Below are 19550 nucleotides of genomic sequence, written 5' to 3'. Positions count from 1 at the left end.
GCCCCACGGACCCGGTCCGTGGGGCTTCTTCGTTTCCTTCCTAGAGCCCGGCGTCCAGCTGGTTGCGCAGCTTGGTGAGCGCCTTTGTCAGGAGCCGGGAGACGTGCATCTGGGAGATCCCGATCTCATCGGCGATCTGCGACTGGGTCAGGTTGCCGTAATAGCGCAGCGTCAGGATCTTCTGCTCACGCTCGTCGAGCGTGGCCAGAGCCGGCCCGAGAGCGACCCGGGTCTCGGCGATCTCGAACTCGTGGTCCTCGCCGCCCAGCGTGTCACCGAGCTCGGTGTTGCCGTCCGCCGAGATCGGCGTCGAGAGGCTGGTGGCGTTGTAGGCGCGGGCGCCCTCCAGGCCTTCCAGAACGTCCTCTTCGCTGATCCCCAGGTGCACCGCGACGTCCGGCACTGTCGGGGAACGGCCCAGCGAGTGGGTCAGAGTGCTGTTGGCCTCGGTGATCGCCAGACGCAGCTCCTGCAGCCGGCGCGGCACCCGCACCGACCACGTCCGGTCCCGGAAGTGACGCTTGATCTCACCGATGATCGTCGGAATCGCGTAACCCGCGAAGTCGACCCCACGCTCCGGGTCGAACTTGTCCACCGCCTTGATCAGACCCACCGTCGCGGTCTGGATCAGGTCGTCGGTGGGCTCGCCGCGCCCCGCATATCGGTGCGCGAGGTGACGGGCGAGCGGCAGCCAGGCCTCGATCGCCTTGTCACGGAGCCGGGCCCGCTGCGCCGGCGGCGCGGCGGTCATCGCTTCGAGTAGTTCGGAGGCGCTGGTGGGCGCGTTGGCAAGAAGGGTCATGTCAGGTCCTCCATCAGACGGGCAGAGAGCCGTGCCCGCGAGCGGCGACCGTTCTGAAGTGCAACGCTATCCAAGAAGACTAGCTCCGCCTAGCCGAAAGGATGAGTGACGTTGCGTGAATGAGGAAACAGCGGAGCGAATTCATCCTAGAGTGTCGGATCCGCGGAGTCCGGTGACCACGAGTTTCGGTGTCGCACCCGCGTGGTAGACAGCATCGGCAACAACCCGAAGCGGAGAACGGAAAACGGATGACCATCCTCGGCATCGACATCGGCGGCTCCGGTGTGAAAGGCGCACCGGTCGACACGGTGCGCGGGGAGCTGCTCGAAGAGCGGTTCCGCGTGCCCACCCCACAGCCGGCGACCGTGGAGAGCGTCGTCGAGGCGGTCGCTGAGGTCGCCGAGAAATTCGGCGACTACGACAGAGTCGGCATCACGTTCCCCGGCGTCGTCGTCGACGGCGTGACCCGCAGCGCGGCGAACGTCGACAAGTCCTGGCTCAACGCCCCGGCCGCCCGGCTCTTCACCGAGCGGCTCGGCAAGCCGGCCACGGTGCTCAACGACGCTGACGCGGCCGGCGCCGCCGAGGTGGCGTTCGGCGCGGGCCGCGACCAGTCCGGCCTGATCATGATGGTCACCCTGGGCACCGGCATCGGCACCGCGCTCTTCCTGGACGGCGTGCTGATCCCGAACACCGAGCTCGGCCACCTCGAGATCGACGGCCGCGACGCGGAGTTGCTCGCCTCCGACCGCATCCGCGAGGCCAAGGAGCTCTCCTGGGACCACTGGGCGCCCCGCGTGGAGAAATACCTGCGCCACGTCGAGATGCTGCTCGCGCCCCGGCTCTTCATCATCGGCGGCGGCGTGAGCAAGAAATCCGAGAAGTTCTTCCCGCTGATCGACATCCGCACCCCGATGGTCGCGGCCACCCTGCTCAACAACGCCGGCATCATCGGCGCGGCGGTCAGCGCCGAGCAACACCCCGCGTCACTCCAGGTGGATGCGGCCGCCCAGGCCGCAAAATCAGAGGGTACGGAATAAATGGCGCGCACCATCGCGAGAAATGACCGTGTCGGCCGGGACGAGTTGCTGGAGTTCCTACGCCCCCGGCACCACGCGATCCTGATGACCACCCGCAAGGACGGCCGCCCGCAGTCCTCACCGAACACCTGCGGCGTGGACACCGAGGGCCGGATCGTCATCTCCAGTTACCCCGAGCGGGCCAAGGTGGCGAACATCCGCCGCGACCCGCGGGTCACCCTCTGCGTCCTGTCCGACGAGTGGAACGGCCCGTGGGTGCAGGTCGACGGCGTCGCCGAGGTGATCGACCTGCCCGAGGCGGTCGAGCCCCTGGTGGAGTACTTCCGGGTGATCTCCGGCGAGCACTCGAACTGGGACGAGTACCGCCAGGCCATGCTCGACCAGGGCAAATGCCTGATCCGCGTGACGATCGAGTCCTGGGGCCCGCTGGCAACAGGCGGCTTCCCAGCCCGCCTCGCCTGACAAAACCCGCAATCCGAACCCGCCGTTTCCCAACCCCACCACCCACCGCCAAATCCCCAACCAGCCGCACACCACGGTCGCCACCCGTGACAGCCGGCAGCCAAACGCGACAGCCGCCGCCCGGCTGTACACCACGGTCGTTCGGCTGGCGCTCGCGGTCGTGGTCGAGCCCTGCCAACGACCGTAAGCGCAAGCCGGCCCTGTCCGGCTTGTGCTTACGGTCGCGTTCCCGGCCCGCGCACGACCACGAGCGCAAGCCAATCCCGTCCGGCTAGCGCTTACGGTCGCCTTTCCGGTTCGCGCACGGCCGTGAGCGCAAGCCGGCTCCGGGCTGGCCGGGGTCGCTGCTTGGTGGCGAGGTTGTCTCGGGCGAGCCGTAGCTCAGATAGGTAATCGGACCCGCATGACATGTCTGGACTACGGCTCGCGCGGCTGAGCCGTAGTCCAGGACTGTTCTGGGACCCTGATGACATATCTGAGCTACGGCTCGCCCGCGACAAGCTCCACGATCCGCGTGCGCCCGCCAGGCCACGGTCGTGCCGTGGCCAGCGGGAGTCGATCTTTACTGTCGCCAGCCGGCCAGGTTGACGGTGGCGGTCGCTGTGAGGGACTCGACATCGTCACGGTCCGAGGGCGCTGACTCGTACCCAAGGGTCTCCAGAAGGGTGACCGAGTCACCCACCCGGACCGCCGCGATGTAGGTGGGTCGTTTGCCCTTGCTCGGTGTTCCGTCGTCGTTGTAACCGGCGGTGGAGCGCTCGACCAGCAGCGACTCGTCGCCGAGATCGAGGGAGCCGAGGCCGCGGAACGTCGCGTCGAGATCGCCCAGCTTGCCGGTCGGGCAGAGCCGGACGTTATCCCGCAGGTCGTCCATGAACCGCTCGGCGCCGTCGCCGCGATAGACCGTGACGGTGTCGTGGACCTCGTCCTCCGGCGTGTACTCGGCGCTGAGCTCGGGAGATCGGTAGAGCAGTGTCACCGAGGCGCGCACGCCGATCGCCTCCTCGCTCGGGTAGGACGCGTCGGCGCAGAACCGCGGCGGAGTGCGCGGTTCGTCGTGCCGGGTGAACTCGCCGGTGTTGCTGTCGGCCTTGGTCAGCAGAGCCCGGGCCGGAACCGACTTCGGAATCGCCGGGGTGCCCGGCGACGAGGGCGAGGCGGGCGGTGATGAGGCGGGCGGTGATGAAGCGGCCGATGGTGACGGTGAGGCCTGCTGTGACGGTGAGGTCTGCGGTGAGGTCGTCACGGCGGGCAGGATCGGTTGCGGCTCGTCGCCGCCGGCCAGGGCGAACCGGGTGCCGGCCGTGACGCCGGCCGCCAGCACCGCGACCGCGACCAGGCCGGCGGCCGAGCGGACGACGGTCTGGCGGCGGGCCCGGCCGCGCAGCTCGGCGGCGGGCAGCAGGCGGGCGCGACCGGCGTCGCGGGACAACGCGTCGTAGGCGCGCTCCAGCTCATTCGACATCGGAGACCTCCCCCATCCGGGCCGAGCGGTGATCAGAAACGGTCGAGCGCGGACCCGGCTTGGAGACCCGGACGGTCGCGGAGGCGGACGTCGCTTCGGGGTCGGTGAGCAGCGCGGCCAGCTCGCGGCGGCCCCGGGTCAGCCAGGACGTGACGGTGCCGACCGCGGCGCCGGTCTCCTCCGCGATGTCGGCCACCGGCAGGTCGAAGAGGTAGTGCAGTGCGAGCGCCTGCCGCAGGTGCTCCGGCAGCTGCCGCAGGGCCGTGGTCACCAGCACGGTGTCGTCGGCCGGCGGTCTCACCGGCTCGGGCGGGCCGCTTCTGCTCAGCGCCGCCCACCAGCCACGCAACCGGCGCCGCCGGTCGGTCGCCAGCCGGGCCAGCACCAGGCGGATCCAGGCGTCCGGCGCCGGATGCGCCGACACCGTCCCCCACTGCCGCCAGGCGCGTGTATAGGCCTCTTGCACCAGGTCCTGCGCCTCCGCGAGATCACCGGTCAGCGCGTACCCGTAACGCACCATGCGCACGGACGTGTCCCGGTAGAAGTCGTCGAAGCCGGCCGCATCCCGCATACCGTCCCCCGCTCGTCATCGATGCACCGGTAACGGCCCGGGACACCACGATGCTGCACGGATCTGGAAAAAAGAAAAAAGCACGGCCGGCACCCCAGGAGGACAGGAGGGTGCCGGCCGTGCTGGTTCAGAGAGAAGCGGAAGGTCAGACGCTCAGCGGCGAGCGGTCCTTCTCAGCGTCCAACAGGTAGAGCAGCGAGTCGCGGTGCATCGCGGCGACCGGCTCGAGCAGGTCGGGGTGGCGCAGCAGCGTGGCGGCGTCGCGGTCACGGGCGTCCGGCGAGAGCAGACGACGGAACTCGTTCGGCAGACCACCGGCGCGGCGGGCGTGCGGGCGGGGGCGGGGCTCCGGGATCGGCATCGCGGCGATGACCGAGTCGACGCCACGACGGGCCAGCATCGGGTCGGCCAGCAGGCAGGCGGCCCAGCTGACGACGACCTCGTCGACCCAGGTGCGCCAGCCCTCGCCGTCGGCGAACTCGTCCTCGGGCTCGCTGCCGGCCTTCCAGTCGAGGAGGGCGGAGCCGCCGGGGCCGGCGATGGCGACCAGCGCCGCGTCGATCTCGGTCGGGTACCGCAGCCACGCGGCGACCGTCACGGCCTGCCGGGCCTGCAGCTCGGCGAGGGTGCAGGCGACCGTGTTGGACTCGCCGCCGGGGTAGGCGCGGGCCAGCCAGTGGGTGCTGGCAGCGATAACCGGGGACAACGCCGTCGACGGTCCAGCCACGTGTGGATCTCCTCCCAGAGGCGCCTTCCGTGTTCGGTTGGCGTCAGGGGTATAGCTCGGTCCTGTGGCCCCGGACTTGAGCAGTGATCCTCGATGGCAACCCGCGGCAACCAACGCGCTCCTTTGAGCGAGGCGGGCTACCGAGCGCGCCGAGCGCCTGTTGCGTTCAGGTGAACTTGTCGTGTTTTCCAGCGCCGCACGGCCGCGTCTGGATGCGCCACCGTAGGGGTCCTCCGGTAGGTTGAAGGCAACTCGGCGGTCGGCCGGTTTCCCCGTCACCCTTCTGTTTGATTCGCCTCCATTCCGGAGAAGTCATTGGGTGCCGGCGTTGGTTTTTCCGGTCGCCGAGTCCTCACGCACCCCTCTGACTACGGTGGAGATCATGACCGGACGCTTCCCCATCGAAGACGTGACACCGGCTGTTTCCGGTGGCCGCTACCCCTCGAAAGCGGTGGTCGGCGAACTGGTCCCGGTGTCGGCCGTGTCCTATCGAGAAGGTCACCACGCGCTCGGTGTGAACGTGGTATGGCGCGGCCCCGACGGCGAGACCAAGCCCTTCACCCGGATGGAACCGGGTGAGCCCGGCCTCGACCAGTGGCACGCCGCCATCCGCCCGGAATCGGTCGGCCGGTGGACGTTCACCGTCGAGGCGTTCGACGACCCGTACCGGACGTGGCGCAACGCCGTCGCCAAGAAGATCGGCGCCGGGCAGGGCCTGGAAGACCTGGCGAACGACCTCGCCGAGGGCGCCGACCTGCTCGACCTCGCCGCCAAGGTGGTGCCGCCGGAGGACGAGGAACGGGTCCGCGACGCTGCTGCCGCGCTCCGCGACGAGCAGCGGTCGCTGTTCGCCCGGGTCACCCCCGGCCTGGAGCTGGAAGAGCTGCTCTGGCACAACCCGGTGCGCCTGCTGGTCACCACGACCCGGTCCTTCGCGATCTGGGTGGACCGCAAGCGCGCCCTCTACTCCGCGTGGTACGAGTTCTTCCCCCGCTCCGAGGGCGCCGAGATCGGCCCGGACGCCACGCCGATCAAGCACGGCACGTTCCGGACCGCCGCCGACCGCCTGCCGGCCGTCGCGGCGATGGGCTTCGACGTGGTCTACCTGCCGCCGATCCACCCGATCGGCAAGATCAACCGCAAGGGTCGCAACAACACCCTGGTGGCCCGGCCGGAAGACGTCGGCTCACCGTGGGCGATCGGCTCGGACGAGGGCGGCCACGACGCGATCCACCCCGAGCTGGGCACCCTGGAGGACTTCGTCTTCTTCCGGGAGAAGGCCGAAGAACTGGGTATGGAGATCGCGCTCGACCTCGCTCTCCAGGCCGCTCCGGACCACCCGTGGGTCACCCAGCACCCGGAGTTCTTCACGACCCGCGCCGACGGCACCATCGCGTACGCCGAGAACCCGCCCAAGAAGTACCAGGACATCTACCCGCTGAACTGGGACAACGACTACCGGGCGCTGCGCGACGAGGTGTACCGCGTGGTGATGCACTGGGTGGACGCCGGCGTGAAGATCTTCCGCGTCGACAACCCGCACACCAAGGCGGTCAACTTCTGGCAGTGGCTGATCCCGAAGGTCAAGGAGACCGCTCCGGACGTCCTCTTCCTGGCCGAGGCGTTCACCCGGCCGGCCATGATGAACGGGCTCGGCAAGATCGGCTTCACGCAGTCGTACACGTACTTCACCTGGCGGACCACCGCCTGGGAGATGCGCGAGTACATGGAGCAGCTTCTCACCACTGTCGACTGGATGCGGCCGAACTTCTGGCCGAACACCCCCGACATCCTGCACGAGTCGCTGCAGCACGGCGGCCCGCCGATGTTCAAGATCCGCTCGGTGCTGGCGTCGATGCTCACGCCGTCCTGGGGCATGTACTCGGGCTTCGAGCTGTTCGAGCACGTGGCCCGCCCCGGCGCGGAGGAGTACATCGACAACGAGAAGTTCGAACTCAAGCCCCGGGACTGGGCCGGTGCCGAGCGGTCCGGCCGGTCGCTGGCGCCGTACCTGACCCGGCTGAACCGGATCCGGAAAGAAAACCCCGCCCTGCACTGGCTGCGGAACCTCAAGTTCCACGAGATCGACAACGGCGCGATGCTGTGCTTCTCGAAGCGGGACCCGGACACCGGTAACACGGTCCTGGTGATCTGCTCGTTCGACTCCAGCAACGTGCAGTGGGGCAACACGACGCTCGACATGGCCGCCCTCGGCCTGGAATGGCACGACCGCTTCACCGTGGTCGACCAGATCAGCGGGGCGACATACGAGTGGGGTCAACACAATGCGGTCCGGATCGACCCTTACGTCGAGCCGGCACACATCTTCGTCGTGCAGACGGGGTAGGGGGAACACGATGGAGTTGACGAGCGAGCACGATCCGGCGGAGGGCAGCCACACCGAGGATGGTGTGGTCGAGCACCCGAACTCCGACGACTTCGGCCACGCCCGGGCACTCCCCGCCGACCGCACGTGGTTCCAGCGCGCCGTCTTCTACGAAGTCCTGGTGCGCGCCTTCTACGACTCGGGTTCGGACGGTGGCGGCGACCTGCGCGGCCTGATCGAGCGTCTGGACTACCTGCAGTGGCTCGGCGTGGACTGCCTCTGGCTGCCGCCGTTCTACGACTCGCCGCTGCGCGACGGCGGTTACGACATCCGCGACTTCTACAAGGTGCTGCCCGAGTTCGGCACGGTCGAGGACTTCGTGGCGCTGCTCGACGCGGCGCACAAGCGCGGCATCCGGGTGGTCACCGACCTGGTCATGAACCACACGTCGGACTCGCACCCGTGGTTCCAGGCGTCGCGTCACGACCCCGAGGGCCCGTACGGCGACTTCTACGTCTGGAACGACACCAGCGACAAGTACGCCGACGCCCGGATCATCTTCGTCGACACCGAGGAGTCGAACTGGACGTTCGACCCGGTGCGGCGGCAGTTCTACTGGCACCGGTTCTTCTCGCACCAGCCCGACCTCAACTACGAGAACCCCAAGGTGCAGGAGGCGATGCTCGACGTCCTGCGTTTCTGGCTGGATCTCGGCATCGACGGTTTCCGGCTGGACGCGGTCCCCTACCTCTTCGAGGAGGAGGGCACCAACTGCGAGAACCTGCCGGCCACCCACGCGTTCCTGAAGCACTGCCGCAAGGTGATCGACGACGAGTTCCCGGGCCGGGTGCTGCTCGCCGAGGCGAACCAGTGGCCGGCCGACGTGGTGGAGTACTTCGGCGACCCGCGTTCCGGCGGCGACGAGTGCCACATGGCGTTCCACTTCCCGCTGATGCCGCGCATCTTCATGGCGGTCCGGCGCGAGTCGCGTTTCCCGATCTCGGAGATCCTGGCGAACACGCCGGCCATCCCGGAGAACACCCAGTGGGGCATCTTCCTGCGTAACCACGACGAGCTGACGCTCGAGATGGTCACCGACGAAGAGCGCGACTACATGTACTCGGAGTACGCCAAGGACCCGCGGATGAAGGCGAACGTCGGCATCCGCCGCCGTCTCGCCCCGCTGCTGGAGAACGACCGCAACCAGATCGAGCTGTTCACCGCGATGCTGCTGTCGCTGCCCGGTTCACCGGTGCTGTACTACGGCGACGAGATCGGCATGGGCGACAACATCTGGCTGGGCGACCGCGACGGTGTGCGGACGCCGATGCAGTGGACGCCGGACCGCAACGCCGGGTTCTCCACCGCCACGCCGGGCCGGCTCTACCTGCCGGTCAACCAGGACCCGGTCTACGGGTACCAGGCCGTCAACGTGGAGGCTCAGCGGGACAGTTCCACCTCGCTGCTGAACTGGACCCGGACCATGCTGGCGGTACGCCGCCGGCACGAGGCGTTCGCCGTCGGCACGTTCCGTGAGCTGGGCGGCTCCAACCCGTCCGTGCTGGCGTACCTGCGCGAGTACGGCGACGACGTGGTCCTCTGCGTGAACAACCTGTCCCGCTTCCCGCAGCCGATCGAGCTGAACCTCCAGCACTGGAACGGGTACACACCGGTCGAGCTCACCGGACACGTCAACTTCCCCAGGATCGGCCAGTTGCCGTACCTTCTGACCCTTCCGGGACACGGCTTCTACTGGTTCCAGTTGTGCGGGTCGGAGGAGAAGCAATGACGCTGCCTTTCGCCGAGTGGTTACCGAAACAACGCTGGTACGCGGGGCGCAGCCGGGTGCTCGCGTCCATCAAGGAGGCGTCGGCCACGTCCCTCGGCGAGGGACTCGAACTGGTCCTCGTCGACGTGGAGTACACCGACGGCAGCTCCGAGCGCTACCAGATCATGGTGGGCTGGGGCGACGAGGGCCCGCTGCCGGAGTACAGCGCGATCGCCACGATCGGCACGGCCGACGACGGCCGGGTCGGTTACGACGCGCTCTACGATCCGCGGGCCACCCGTCACCTGCTCGGCCTGGTCGACCGGTCGGAGACGGCCGGCGACGTGTCGTTCGAGAAGGAGCCCGGCGTCGATCTGCCGCTGGAGGCGTGGCCGCGGGTCTTCGACGCCGAGCAGAGCAACACCAGCGTGGTGTTCGACGAGGACGCGATCCTCAAGCTGTTCCGCCGGGTCACCTGCGGCATCAACCCGGACATCGAGCTGAACCGGGTTCTCGGCCGCGCCGGGAACCCGCACGTGGCGCGGCTGCTCGGCTCCCTGCAGTCGGCCGACGATTCGGGCTCCTGCTCGCTCGGCATGGTCACCGAGTACGCGACCAACTCCGCCGAGGGCTGGGCCATGGCCACCGCGTCGGCCCGGGACCTCTTCGCCGACGCGGAGTTCGCCGCCGACGAGGTGGGCGGGGACTTCCAGGGTGAGTCGTACCGGCTCGGTGAGGCCGTCGCGTCGGTGCACCAGACCCTCGCCGAGGAGCTCGGCACCGGCCCGGCGCCGTTCCCGCTCGACGCGTTCCTGGCCCGGCTGCGCACCGCCGCCAACTCGGTGCCGGAACTCCAGCAGTTCGTCCCGGCGATCAACGACCGGTTCACCGCGCTCACCGGCGAGCAGGTGACCGTCCAGCGGGTGCACGGCGACCTGCACCTCGGCCAGGTGCTGCGGACCCCCGAGGCCTGGCTGCTGATCGACTTCGAGGGTGAGCCGGGCCAGCCGCTCGACGAGCGCCGGATGCCGGACTCGCCGCTGCGTGACGTGGCGGGTGTGCTGCGCTCCTACGAGTACGCGGCCTACCAGCTGCTCGTCGACCAGGACGACGACGAGCACCTGGCCGCGCGCGCCCGGGAGTGGGTGGACCGCAACCGGGCCGCGTTCTGCGACGGGTACGCCCATGTCGCCGGCTCCGACCCGCGCGAGCAGGGTGCGCTGCTGTCCGCGTACGAGCTCGACAAGGCGGTCTACGAGGCCGCGTACGAAGCCCGGCACCGCCCGGGATGGCTGCGGATCCCCCTGCGGTCCATCACCCGGCTCGTCGGATGACCCCGGAGGAACCAACCATCATGATCGGGCAAACCACCTCGCGCCTAGCTGCCGATCAGCGGGCCATGAACAGCGTGATCGCCGGGGACACCCACGATCCGCACGCCGTCCTCGGCGCTCATCCGCACAGCGGGCACACGGTGATCCGTACCCTGCGCAAGGGCGCCTCGAAGGTGGCCGTCCTGCACGACGGGGAACGCACCGAGATGACGCTGGTGCACCCCGACGGGATCTTCGCGGCCGAGCTGGCCGGGACGGTGCTCGACTACCGCCTCGATGTGGACGGGACGCAGGCCGACGACCCGTACCGGCACCTGCCCACCCTGGGCGAGCTGGACCTGCACCTGATCGGTGAGGGCCGGCACGAGAAGCTGTGGAAGGTCCTCGGCGCGCAGCCGCGGGGCACCGGCGTGGCGTTCGCGGTCTGGGCGCCGAGCGCCCGGGGCGTGCAGGTCGTCGGCGACTTCTCCGGCTGGGGCCCGCACGACGGCTGGCCGATGCGGTCGCTCGGCTCCAGCGGTGTCTGGGAGGTGTACATCCCGGCAGCGCACTCCGGTACCAAGTACAAATACAAGATCCTCTGCCAGGACGGGGTGTGGCGCGAGCACGCCGACCCGCTCGCCCAGCACACCGAGGTCCCGCCGGCCACCGCGTCGGTCGTGTTCCAGACCGAGTACCAGTGGCACGACGAGCAGTGGATGCGCGAGCGCGCCCGCAAGTCGTGGCACCAGGAGCCGATCAGCTGTTACGAGGTCCACCTGGGCTCGTGGCGGCCGGGACTGTCCTACACCGAGCTGGCCGACCAGCTGGTCGCCTACGTCCTGGAGACCGGCTTCACCCACGTCGAGCTGATGCCCGTCATGGAGCACCCGTTCGGCGGCTCCTGGGGTTACCAGGTCACCGGCTACTTCGCCCCGACCTCGCGGTTCGGCTCGCCGGACGAGTTCCGCTTCCTGGTGGACAAGCTGCACCAGGCCGGCATCGGCGTGATCCTCGACTGGGTACCGGCGCACTTCCCGAAGGACGAGTGGGGCCTGGCCCGGTTCGACGGCACCCCGCTGTACGAGCACGGCGACTGGCGCCGCGGCGAGCAGCCCGACTGGGGTACGTACGTCTTCGACTTCGGCCGCAAGGAGGTCCGCAACTTCCTGGTGGCGAACGCCCTGTACTGGTGCGAGGAGTTCCACGCCGACGGCCTGCGCGTCGACGCGGTCGCCTCGATGCTGTACCTGGACTACTCGCGCAAGGAAGGCGAGTGGACCCCGAACCAGTACGGCGGCCGGGAGAACCTGGACGCGATCAGCTTCCTCCAGGAGATGAACGCGACCGTCTACAAGAACCACCCCGGCGTCATGACGATCGCCGAGGAGTCGACCGCGTGGCCGGGCGTCACCCGCCCCACCCACCTGGGCGGCCTGGGCTTCGGTTTCAAGTGGAACATGGGCTGGATGAACGACACCCTCTCGTACATCGAGAAGGAGCCGATCCACCGGCAGTGGCACCACCACCAGATGACCTTCGCGACCGTCTACTCGTGGAGCGAGAACTACATCCTGCCGATCAGCCACGACGAGGTCGTGCACGGCAAGGGCTCGCTCACCGGCAAGATGCCCGGCGACCTGTGGCAGAAACTGGCGAACACCCGCGCCCTGCTCGGCTTCATGTGGGCGTTCACCGGCAAGCAGCTCCTCTTCATGGGCGCCGAGATGGGTGACCTGCGCGAGTGGAGCGAGGAACGCGGCCTGGACTGGGACCTGCTCCAGGACCCGCAGTTCGGCGGCATGAAGTCCCTGGTCACCGACCTGAACCGGGTCTACCGCGAAACCCCCGCGCTCTGGACCCAGGACACCTCCCCGGCCGGCTTCCGCTGGATCACCAGCGAGGACTCGCAGCACAACACGTTCTCGTTCGTCCGTTTCACCCCGAACGGCGACACCCTGGCCTGCGTGGTCAACTTCGCCGCGGTCCCGCACGAGGGTTACCGCATCGGCCTGCCCCGCGCCGGCCGCTGGACCGAGGTCATCAACACCGACGCCGAGATCTACGGCGGCTCCGGTGTCGGCAACCTCGGCGAGGTCCACGCCGAGAACATCCCCTGGCACGGCTTCGACGCCTCGGCCGCCCTGCGGGTCCCCCCGCTCGGCGCCCTCTGGCTGCGTTACGAAGGCTGACCGGCTCGCACTCTGCCGGCCTGCTCGCTCCCTAGCCACTCGGGGGCGAGCAGGCCGTAGAGCAGGTCGTCGGTCCACTCACCCTTGATCAGAGTCTGCTGCCGCAGCAGACCCTCCCGCTGGAACCCCAGCCGCTCCATCAGCGCCGCCGACGCCACGTTCCGCGCGTCGCACTCGCCAGTGACCTTGTGCAGCCGCTGACGGCGGAAAAGCCGGTCCAGGACCGCGCTCACGGCTTCAAAGGCAAAACCCTTCCCCTGGTACGCCTGAGCGAGGGTGAACCCGATCTCGGCCTGCTGAAGGTTGTCGTGGAGCCGCACGTAGACGTCTCCGACGAGAACCCGCTCGGCGGTGTGCTCGATCGCGTACTGAAAATGGCCGGCCTCGTCCGGTGAGCTCGCCGCGAAGTTGCGCACCGCGACCTCGGCCCGGTCGAGCGGGAACGGCGCAACCCAGGACTGGTACCGCGCCACGTCCGGATCCGAGCGGTACTCCGCGAGCCGCACCACGTCCGAAGCCCGGAATCGCCGCAGGGTGAGCCGTTCCGTCGCCATCAGCACCGGATCAGGATTCGATGACGTCGGCGACGATGACCGTGACGTTGTCGGGGGCGCCGTTGTCGAGGGTGCGCTGGACCAGCTGGCCCGCGCACTCCTTGCGGTCGGCCACCTCGCGCAGCGTCTGGGCGATCATCGCGTCCTCGACGTAATCGGACAGCCCGTCGCTGCACAGCAGGTACCGGTCGCCGACCCGGGCCGGGATCATCCGGCCGGCCGGGCGGAACGGGCCGCCCTGCACGGCCTGGGTCACCAGGGCCCGCTGCGGGTGCCGCCGTGCGTCATCCGGCGTCAGCACGCCCTGGTCGACGAGCGCCTGCACATAGGTGTCGTCCCGGGTGAGCTGGGTGAACTCGCCGTCGCGCAGCAGGTAACAGCGGGAGTCGCCGACGTTCAGCGCCGCCAGCCGGTCGCCGGACAGCAGCAGGGCGGTCACCGTCGTCCCCATGCCGTCGCGCGCGTCGTCGTCGGCGACCGCCGCCTCGATCCGCTGGTTGGCGGTCTGCAGCGCGGCGATGAGGTCCTGCAAAGGCTCACCGGTGTCCGGTGTCGTGTCGACGATGCTGAGCGACTGCACCAGGATATCGCTCGCCAGCTCCCCGGCGGGGAGCCCGCCCATGCCGTCCGCCACGACGAACAGTCGATTTCCGACGAAGACAGCGTCTTCGTTGTTGGACCGGACCAGGCCCTGATCAGTGGCGGCGACCGCCCGGACAGCAAGCGTCATGTGACAAGAGTGCCAAAGCCCGATTCCCTTGTCTCTAGTACCTCCCACCTAGTGTGCGCCGACGGTCGTGTGCAACGCTCCCGGGCTGGACAATCAACAGGAGCCGACCGGGCGGTGATCGTGCTGGTCACGGCCCGGAGCGACGGCTACGGCGATCGGCCGGCCCGCTCCGAGCAGCCGAATCGGCATTTCGCGCGCGCCCGGGCGCGTTCCCGGCGGCTCGTGACATTCGCGACATCGGGGTACGCGGGACCCACCACAGCGTGACCCGGCGGCGCCCTACCACATCGGCACGGTCATGATCTCCAGACGGCGCCGGCGTCGTCCGCGAGGTGACCCGCAAACAGCCGGGCGCGCGGGGCGGCGCGACAACGCACAGCGGCCTCGGTAACAATCGACGGCGTGACGACAGCTATCCATCAGCGCATCGCCTCGGAACTCGGGGTCCGGGAAGGACAGGTCACGGCGGCCGTCGATCTGCTCGACGGCGGGGCCACGGTGCCGTTCATCGCCCGCTACCGCAAGGAGGTGACCGGCACCCTCGACGACGCCCAGTTGCGTACGCTCGAAGAACGGCTCGGCTACCTGCGGGAGCTGGAGGACCGGCGGGCCGCGGTGCTGGAGTCGATCCGCTCCCAGGGCAAGCTCGACGACGCTCTCGAACAGCAGATCCTCGAGGCCGACACGAAGGCCCGCCTGGAGGACATCTACCTGCCGTTCAAGCCGAAAAGGCGTACCAAAGCCCAGATCGCCCGTGAGGCGGGCCTGGAGCCTCTGGCGGACGGCTTGCTGGGCGACCCCTCGGTCGACCCCAAAGCGGCCGCAGCGGCGTTCGTGGACGCCGAGAAGGGCGTGGCTGACGCACAGGCCGCCCTGGACGGCGCCCGGGCCATCCTGATCGAGCGGTTCGCCGAGGACGCCGACCTGATCGGTGATCTCCGGGAGCAGATGTGGACCCGGGGCCGTTTCGTGGCGAAGGTCCGCTCCGGCAAGGAGACCGACGGGGCGAAGTTCTCCGACTACTTCGACTTCGCCGAGCCGTACGCCAAGCTTCCCTCGCACCGCATCCTGGCGATGCTGCGCGGCGAGAAGGAGGACGTCCTCGAGCTCACCATGGAGCCGCACCCGGAGGAGGACGAGGGTTACTTCGAGGGGCGCATCGCCGGCCGCAACAACGTCACCGACCACGGACGGCCGGGCGACAAGTGGCTGATCGACACGGTGCGGTGGGCGTGGCGTACCCGGATCCTCATCCACCTCGGCGCGGACCTGCGGGTCCGGCTGCGCGAGGCCGCCGAGGACGAGGCGGTACGCGTCTTCGCCGCCAACCTGCGTGACCTGCTCCTGGCCGCTCCGGCCGGCACCCGGGCCACGATGGGCCTGGACCCCGGTTTCCGTACCGGTGTGAAGGTGGCAGTGGTCGACGCGACCGGCAAGGTGGTCGCCACCGACACGATCTACCCGCACGTCCCGCAGAACAAGTGGGACGAGTCGATCCACCGGCTGGCCGCGCTGGCGAGCAAGCACAACGTCGACCTGATCGCGATCGGCAACGGCACCGCGTCCCGGGAGACCGACAAGCTGGCCGCCGAGCTGATCAAGCGGCACCCGGAGGCGAACCTGACGAAGGCGGTCGTCTCCGAGGCGGGCGCGTCGGTCTATTCGGCGTCCGCGTACGCGTCGCAGGAACTGCCCGGCATGGACGTCTCGATCCGCGGCGCGGTGTCGATCGCCCGCCGACTCCAGGACCCCCTGGCCGAGCTCGTGAAGATCGACCCGAAGTCGATCGGCGTCGGCCAGTACCAGCACGACATCTCCGAGGTGAAGCTGGCGAAGTCGCTGGACGCGGTGGTCGAGGACTGTGTGAACGGCGTCGGCGTGGACATCAACACCGCCTCGGCACCGCTGCTCACCCGGGTCTCCGGCATCACCGCCGGCCTGGCCGAGAACATCGTGCTGCACCGCGACCAGAACGGCCCGTTCACGAACCGCAAGGAGATCAAGAACGTGGCCCGGCTGGGTCCGAAGGCGTTCGAGCAGTGCGCGGGCTTCCTGCGCATCTCGGGCGGCGAGGACCCGCTCGACTTCTCCAGCGTGCACCCGGAGTCGTACGCGCTGGTCCGGACGATCGCGGCGGACGCCGGCTCGGACGTCAAGACGATGATCGGCAACAGCCCGCTCCTCAAGGGCATCCGGCCGGACCGGTTCGTCACCGACACGGTCGGCCTGCCGACCATCACGGACATCCTGAAGGAGCTGGAGAAGCCCGGCCGCGACCCGCGTCCGGCGTTCACCACGGCCACCTTCGCCGAGGGCGTCGAGAAGCTGTCCCACCTGAAGCCGGGCATGATCCTGGAGGGTCAGGTGACGAACGTGGCCGCGTTCGGCGCGTTCGTCGACATCGGCGTGCACCAGGACGGCCTCGTGCACGTCTCGGCGCTCTCCGACAAGTTCGTGCAGGACCCGCGCGAGGTGGTCAAGTCCGGTGACGTGGTGAAGGTCCGCGTCCTCGAGGTGGACGAGGCCCGCAAGCGGATCTCCCTGTCGATGCGCCTGCAGGACGAGCCGGCGAACAAGGGCGGCCGTCCCAAGGAAGAGCGAGGCGGTCAAGGTGGTCAGAGCGGCCAGCGAGGCCAGGGCCAGCGCCCTCAAGGCGGCGGTCAGCGCAGCGGCCAGCCCCGCCAGCAGGGCGGAGGCCAGCGCGGTGGTCAAGGCGGCGGCCGGCCGAGCGGCACCATCGCCAACAGCGCCATGGCCGACGCTCTGCGCCGCGCCGGCCTGACCCGCGACTGATCGATGTGGATCTGGGCCGCTAGTTCGCGGCCCAGATCTTCACATCGGTGAAGGCCACCTCGTACGGGCCCTTCAGGTCCACGTGCTGCTCGGTGTAGACGCCGAGCAGCAGTTGCCCACCGGTGATCGTCTTGTCCTTCAGCACGGCGGCGCCGACCGCGAGGCCGTCCCGGGTGACCTGCATCTGGTCCCCGATGACGGACAGCCCGATCCGGGCCGTCTCGTCCTCCAGCCCGATCGGCGCGTCCCCGATCGGGAACGTCTTGAGCACCTTGATCTCGCCGGTCCGCTCGTGCACGCCGAGATAGATGTTGTTCTCGCAGACCCGCAGCTGGTAGCCGTGCAGTTTCTCGAACCGGAACCAGATCGCCGCGCAGCTGTCCTCGGTGAGCAGCCGCACCCGCACCTCGGCGTTGAGATCGGCCGGCATCGCGTCGGCCGGTCCCCGGCAGCGGTACACGCCCTCGGTTTCCCGGCGTACCACCAGCGCGTCCTCGAAGCTGCAGGTCGCGCCCTCTTTCTCCTGCTCGGTCGGCTGCCAGAACAGCTTCTGGCGCAGCGAATCGGCGATCAGCGGCGTCCCGTCGGTGATCGCCGGGCCGAGCACACCGGCCGACGGCGTTGGCTCGGCGACGTCACCGGCCGTCGGGCGCAGCGACAGGGCCAGCATGACCGCGCCGGCGGCGATCGCGGAGATCAGCACGACGACACCGGCGGGCAGCGCCCAGCGGCGGCCGGTGCGGTGCGGCGGGCGGGGGCCGGCGGGCGTACCCAAGAGGGTTGCGGCTTCGGAGATCGGGACCGTGACGATCGAGTTCTCGTCGTACCCGACCAGGCCGTGCGGGATGGTCAGGGCCGGTGCGGGCGCGAAGCCGGTGACCGCCTGCGCCTCGACCGCCGCCGCTTTCAGGTCCGGCTGGTCGGCGAAGGCGGCCGCGGTGGCGACCGGCCGCTCGCCGGAGATCAGCAGGTCGAGCAGTTCACGGGCGCTGGGCCGGTTCGCCGGGTCCTTCTCCAGCGCGTGCGCGACGAGGTCGCGCAGCGGACCGGAGAGCCCGTCCAGACGCGGCGGCTGGGTGAGGATCCGCGCCGCGGTCGCCATCGGCGAGTCGGCGGCGAACGGCGTCTTGCCGGTCCCCGCGTACGCCACCACGCTCCCCCACGCGAAGATGTCCGCGGCCGGTGTCACCGGGCTGTCCGCCTCGGTCCCGAACCGCTCCGGCGCCATGTACGCCACCGTGCCGACCATCTGGTCGGTACTCGTGTTGGCGCTGGTCGCCTCCATGGCCCGGGCGATCCCGAAGTCGATCACCTTGGGACTGCCGGGCGCGAGCAGCACGTTGCGCGGTTTGAGGTCGCGGTGGATCACGCCGGCGCCGTGGATGGCGGTCAGCGCGGTCGCCACCCCGATCGCCACGCCGTGCAGGTTGGCGTTGGTCAGCGGCCCGCGTTCCTCGACCACCTCGGCCAGCGTCGGCCCGTCCACGTACTCGACGACGAGGTACGGATGCTCGTGGTCGGGATCGGCGTCGAGCACCTCGGCCGTGCAGAACGGCGGCACCTGCCGGGCCCGGTTCACCTCGCTGCGGAACCGGCGGCGGAACTCGTCGTCGTGCGCCAGGTCGGCGCGCACCATCTTGACCGCGACCAGGACTCCCTGCGCGGTCCGCGCCAGGTAGACCGTGCCCATTCCACCCTCGCCGAGACGACCCACCAACTGGTAGTCGCCAAGGCTTTTCGGATCACGCGGACGCAGCGGAGCGGTCCGCTCCCCCGGCAGTGTTCCATCGACCATCGCTTACGCCCCCCGGCCGCTCTCTGTCGCCGGCTGCACTGTATCGGTCGGGGTCTCCTACGTTCTTCCCGGAGGGCGGTCTCAGGGTCCGATCCGGGCAAGACCCGATGGAATCGGGCGTCCGGAGCGCGCAAGCTTGATACATCAGCCACTACCGGAAAGCGAGATCCACCATGAACGCCGTGCACGACTCGATGGCCCGACAGGGTCTGGTCCGCCCGCAGGACGGCCGGATGATCGCCGGTGTCTGTGCGGGACTGGCCCGCCGCTTCGGCCTGGACCCGTGGATCGCGCGCCTGCTCTTCGTGCTGATCCTCTTCGTCATCCCGGGCAGCCAGATCCTGATCTACCCGGTCCTCTGGATCCTGATGCCCGCCGAGAAGCACGAGTGGGCCGCCACGCCCGCTCCGCCCACCACGTTCTGACGCACCCCCGTCGCCCGGCCTTCCGGCCGGGCGACACCCCTTTCAGGCAGTCAGTTCCTTGACCTTCGTCGTCAGCTGCAGGTCGTCCAGATAACCCCGGTGCACGATGGTCCCCTTCGCGTCCACGAAGACGTACCAGCTCTGCTGCGCGATCCCGAACCGCTGCCAGAGCTTGCCGGCCGGGTCGCTCAGATGCGGCACCGCGCCGACCTGCATCTCGCTGACGAACTCCTTCATCGCGTCGTTGGTGCCGAGCCCACCGATGCCGAGGATGCCGAGCCGGTCGCCGTACTCGTCGTGCAGGTCGGCGACCGACTGCGCCTCGCTCGCGCAGGTCGCGCACCACGGCGCCCAGAACCAGAGCATCGCCGGCTTTCCGGCGAGGCTGGCCGCGTCGAACGCCGCCCCGTCGAGCGTGGTCCCGCTGAACGTGAGCGTCTGCGGCACGATGACAGCCGGAGACGCCGACACACTCGCGGCCGCGGGCAACGCGCTCTTGGCGGTGGCACAGCCCGCTGCCGCGACAAGCGTCGCGAGCAGGGCCAACACCAGCTTGGGTACGCGCAAAGCCCGCCTCCGTTCTGCTA

Annotated in this window: 16 protein-coding genes; 8 read left to right on the top strand and 8 right to left on the bottom strand. The window is 69.3% G+C overall.

Features of this window, described 5'->3' with window-relative positions; translation table 11 throughout:
• Positions 1 to 40: 40 nt before the first annotated feature.
• On the bottom strand, positions 41 to 802 hold the full coding sequence (locus tag B0I29_RS05900) for an RNA polymerase sigma factor SigF (protein WP_111647805.1): 762 nt from the start codon (positions 800 to 802) through the stop codon (positions 41 to 43).
• Positions 803 to 1050: 248 nt separating this feature from the next.
• Between B0I29_RS05900 and ppgK the strand changes: the two genes are divergently transcribed.
• The gene (gene ppgK, locus B0I29_RS05895; RefSeq protein WP_111647804.1) at positions 1051 to 1842 is read left to right on the top strand and encodes a polyphosphate--glucose phosphotransferase; all 792 of its coding nucleotides are present in this window, start codon (positions 1051 to 1053) and stop codon (positions 1840 to 1842) included.
• Positions 1843 to 2304: a PPOX class F420-dependent oxidoreductase gene (locus tag B0I29_RS05890; protein WP_111647803.1), complete on the top strand. Its 462-nt coding sequence runs from the start codon at positions 1843 to 1845 to the stop codon at positions 2302 to 2304.
• Positions 2305 to 2866: 562 nt separating this feature from the next.
• Here the strand turns inward: B0I29_RS05890 and B0I29_RS05885 are convergent.
• The 3 genes from B0I29_RS05885 to B0I29_RS05875 all read right to left on the bottom strand — a co-directional run bounded on the left by B0I29_RS05885 (position 2867) and on the right by B0I29_RS05875 (position 5067).
• The gene (locus B0I29_RS05885) at positions 2867 to 3769 is read right to left on the bottom strand and encodes a hypothetical protein (RefSeq protein WP_111647802.1); all 903 of its coding nucleotides are present in this window, start codon (positions 3767 to 3769) and stop codon (positions 2867 to 2869) included.
• Positions 3759 to 4340 (bottom strand): SigE family RNA polymerase sigma factor, encoded by a 582-nt coding sequence (locus B0I29_RS05880; RefSeq protein WP_111647801.1) that lies wholly within the window; start codon positions 4338 to 4340, stop codon positions 3759 to 3761. The genes B0I29_RS05885 and B0I29_RS05880 overlap by 11 nt, the downstream gene beginning before the upstream one ends.
• A gap of 145 nt (positions 4341 to 4485) precedes the next feature.
• A complete protein-coding gene (locus tag B0I29_RS05875) occupies positions 4486 to 5067 on the bottom strand; it encodes a hypothetical protein (protein ID WP_111647800.1) in 582 nt (193 codons plus the stop codon).
• Between the two features lie 382 nt (positions 5068 to 5449).
• On the opposite strand from B0I29_RS05875, the gene B0I29_RS05870 reads away from it, so the two are divergent.
• The 4 genes from B0I29_RS05870 to glgB all read left to right on the top strand — a co-directional run bounded on the left by B0I29_RS05870 (position 5450) and on the right by glgB (position 12666).
• Entirely contained in the window at positions 5450 to 7414 is a 1965-nt protein-coding gene (locus B0I29_RS05870; RefSeq protein WP_111648028.1) for an alpha-1,4-glucan--maltose-1-phosphate maltosyltransferase, read from the top strand.
• A gap of 10 nt (positions 7415 to 7424) precedes the next feature.
• Positions 7425 to 9182, top strand: coding sequence for a maltose alpha-D-glucosyltransferase (treS, locus tag B0I29_RS05865; RefSeq protein ID WP_111647799.1), 1758 nt, complete (start codon positions 7425 to 7427; stop codon positions 9180 to 9182).
• The gene (locus tag B0I29_RS05860) at positions 9179 to 10495 is read left to right on the top strand and encodes a maltokinase N-terminal cap-like domain-containing protein (RefSeq protein WP_111647798.1); all 1317 of its coding nucleotides are present in this window, start codon (positions 9179 to 9181) and stop codon (positions 10493 to 10495) included. Before treS ends, B0I29_RS05860 begins: the two co-directional genes overlap by 4 nt.
• Positions 10496 to 10560: 65 nt before the next feature.
• On the top strand, positions 10561 to 12666 hold the full coding sequence (gene glgB, locus B0I29_RS05855; protein ID WP_111647797.1) for a 1,4-alpha-glucan branching protein GlgB: 2106 nt from the start codon (positions 10561 to 10563) through the stop codon (positions 12664 to 12666).
• Here glgB and B0I29_RS05850 read toward each other — a convergent pair.
• Together B0I29_RS05850 and B0I29_RS05845 are read right to left on the bottom strand one after the other, a co-directional pair.
• Positions 12654 to 13220 (bottom strand): GNAT family N-acetyltransferase, encoded by a 567-nt coding sequence (locus tag B0I29_RS05850; protein WP_111648027.1) that lies wholly within the window; start codon positions 13218 to 13220, stop codon positions 12654 to 12656. The genes glgB and B0I29_RS05850 overlap by 13 nt on opposite strands.
• Positions 13221 to 13230: 10 nt before the next feature.
• Positions 13231 to 13950 (bottom strand): PP2C family protein-serine/threonine phosphatase, encoded by a 720-nt coding sequence (locus tag B0I29_RS05845; RefSeq protein WP_111647796.1) that lies wholly within the window; start codon positions 13948 to 13950, stop codon positions 13231 to 13233.
• Between the two features lie 402 nt (positions 13951 to 14352).
• Here B0I29_RS05845 and B0I29_RS05840 point away from each other — a divergent pair, with 402 nt between their 5' ends.
• Positions 14353 to 16743: a Tex family protein gene (locus B0I29_RS05840; protein WP_111647795.1), complete on the top strand. Its 2391-nt coding sequence runs from the start codon at positions 14353 to 14355 to the stop codon at positions 16741 to 16743.
• 19 nt (positions 16744 to 16762) lie between these two features.
• Here the strand turns inward: B0I29_RS05840 and B0I29_RS05835 are convergent, their stop codons facing one another.
• Positions 16763 to 18538, bottom strand: a complete 1776-nt coding sequence (locus B0I29_RS05835; RefSeq protein WP_111647794.1) for a serine/threonine protein kinase — start codon at positions 18536 to 18538, stop codon at positions 16763 to 16765.
• Positions 18539 to 18711: 173 nt separating this feature from the next.
• On the opposite strand from B0I29_RS05835, the gene B0I29_RS05830 reads away from it, so the two are divergent.
• Positions 18712 to 18963: a PspC domain-containing protein gene (locus B0I29_RS05830; RefSeq protein WP_111647793.1), complete on the top strand. Its 252-nt coding sequence runs from the start codon at positions 18712 to 18714 to the stop codon at positions 18961 to 18963.
• A gap of 42 nt (positions 18964 to 19005) precedes the next feature.
• On the opposite strand, the gene B0I29_RS05825 is transcribed toward B0I29_RS05830, so the two are convergent.
• Positions 19006 to 19530 carry a TlpA family protein disulfide reductase gene (locus tag B0I29_RS05825; protein ID WP_245972252.1) on the bottom strand — a complete coding sequence of 175 codons (525 nt, stop codon included), beginning with the start codon at positions 19528 to 19530 and terminating at the stop codon, positions 19006 to 19008.
• Positions 19531 to 19550 lie beyond the last annotated feature (20 nt).

Origin of the sequence: Actinoplanes lutulentus (genome assembly GCF_003259845.1) — a bacterium.
GTDB classification, from domain to species: domain Bacteria; phylum Actinomycetota; class Actinomycetes; order Mycobacteriales; family Micromonosporaceae; genus Actinoplanes; species Actinoplanes lutulentus.
This window is presented reverse-complemented; position numbering and strand designations above follow the sequence as displayed.

Coding starts and splice junctions, on each gene's coding strand:
- B0I29_RS05870 (WP_111648028.1), top strand. CDS start 5,450: ATGACCGGACGCTTCCCCATCGAAGACGTGACACCGGCTGTTTCCGGT.
- B0I29_RS05860 (WP_111647798.1), top strand. CDS start 9,179: ATGACGCTGCCTTTCGCCGAGTGGTTACCGAAACAACGCTGGTACGCG.
- B0I29_RS05890 (WP_111647803.1), top strand. CDS start 1,843: ATGGCGCGCACCATCGCGAGAAATGACCGTGTCGGCCGGGACGAGTTG.
- ppgK (WP_111647804.1), top strand. CDS start 1,051: ATGACCATCCTCGGCATCGACATCGGCGGCTCCGGTGTGAAAGGCGCA.
- B0I29_RS05850 (WP_111648027.1), bottom strand. CDS start 13,220: ATGGCGACGGAACGGCTCACCCTGCGGCGATTCCGGGCTTCGGACGTG.
- B0I29_RS05885 (WP_111647802.1), bottom strand. CDS start 3,769: ATGTCGAATGAGCTGGAGCGCGCCTACGACGCGTTGTCCCGCGACGCC.
- B0I29_RS05845 (WP_111647796.1), bottom strand. CDS start 13,950: ATGACGCTTGCTGTCCGGGCGGTCGCCGCCACTGATCAGGGCCTGGTC.
- treS (WP_111647799.1), top strand. CDS start 7,425: ATGGAGTTGACGAGCGAGCACGATCCGGCGGAGGGCAGCCACACCGAG.
- B0I29_RS05830 (WP_111647793.1), top strand. CDS start 18,712: ATGAACGCCGTGCACGACTCGATGGCCCGACAGGGTCTGGTCCGCCCG.
- B0I29_RS05900 (WP_111647805.1), bottom strand. CDS start 802: ATGACCCTTCTTGCCAACGCGCCCACCAGCGCCTCCGAACTACTCGAA.
- glgB (WP_111647797.1), top strand. CDS start 10,561: ATGAACAGCGTGATCGCCGGGGACACCCACGATCCGCACGCCGTCCTC.
- B0I29_RS05835 (WP_111647794.1), bottom strand. CDS start 18,538: ATGGTCGATGGAACACTGCCGGGGGAGCGGACCGCTCCGCTGCGTCCG.
- B0I29_RS05880 (WP_111647801.1), bottom strand. CDS start 4,340: ATGCGGGATGCGGCCGGCTTCGACGACTTCTACCGGGACACGTCCGTG.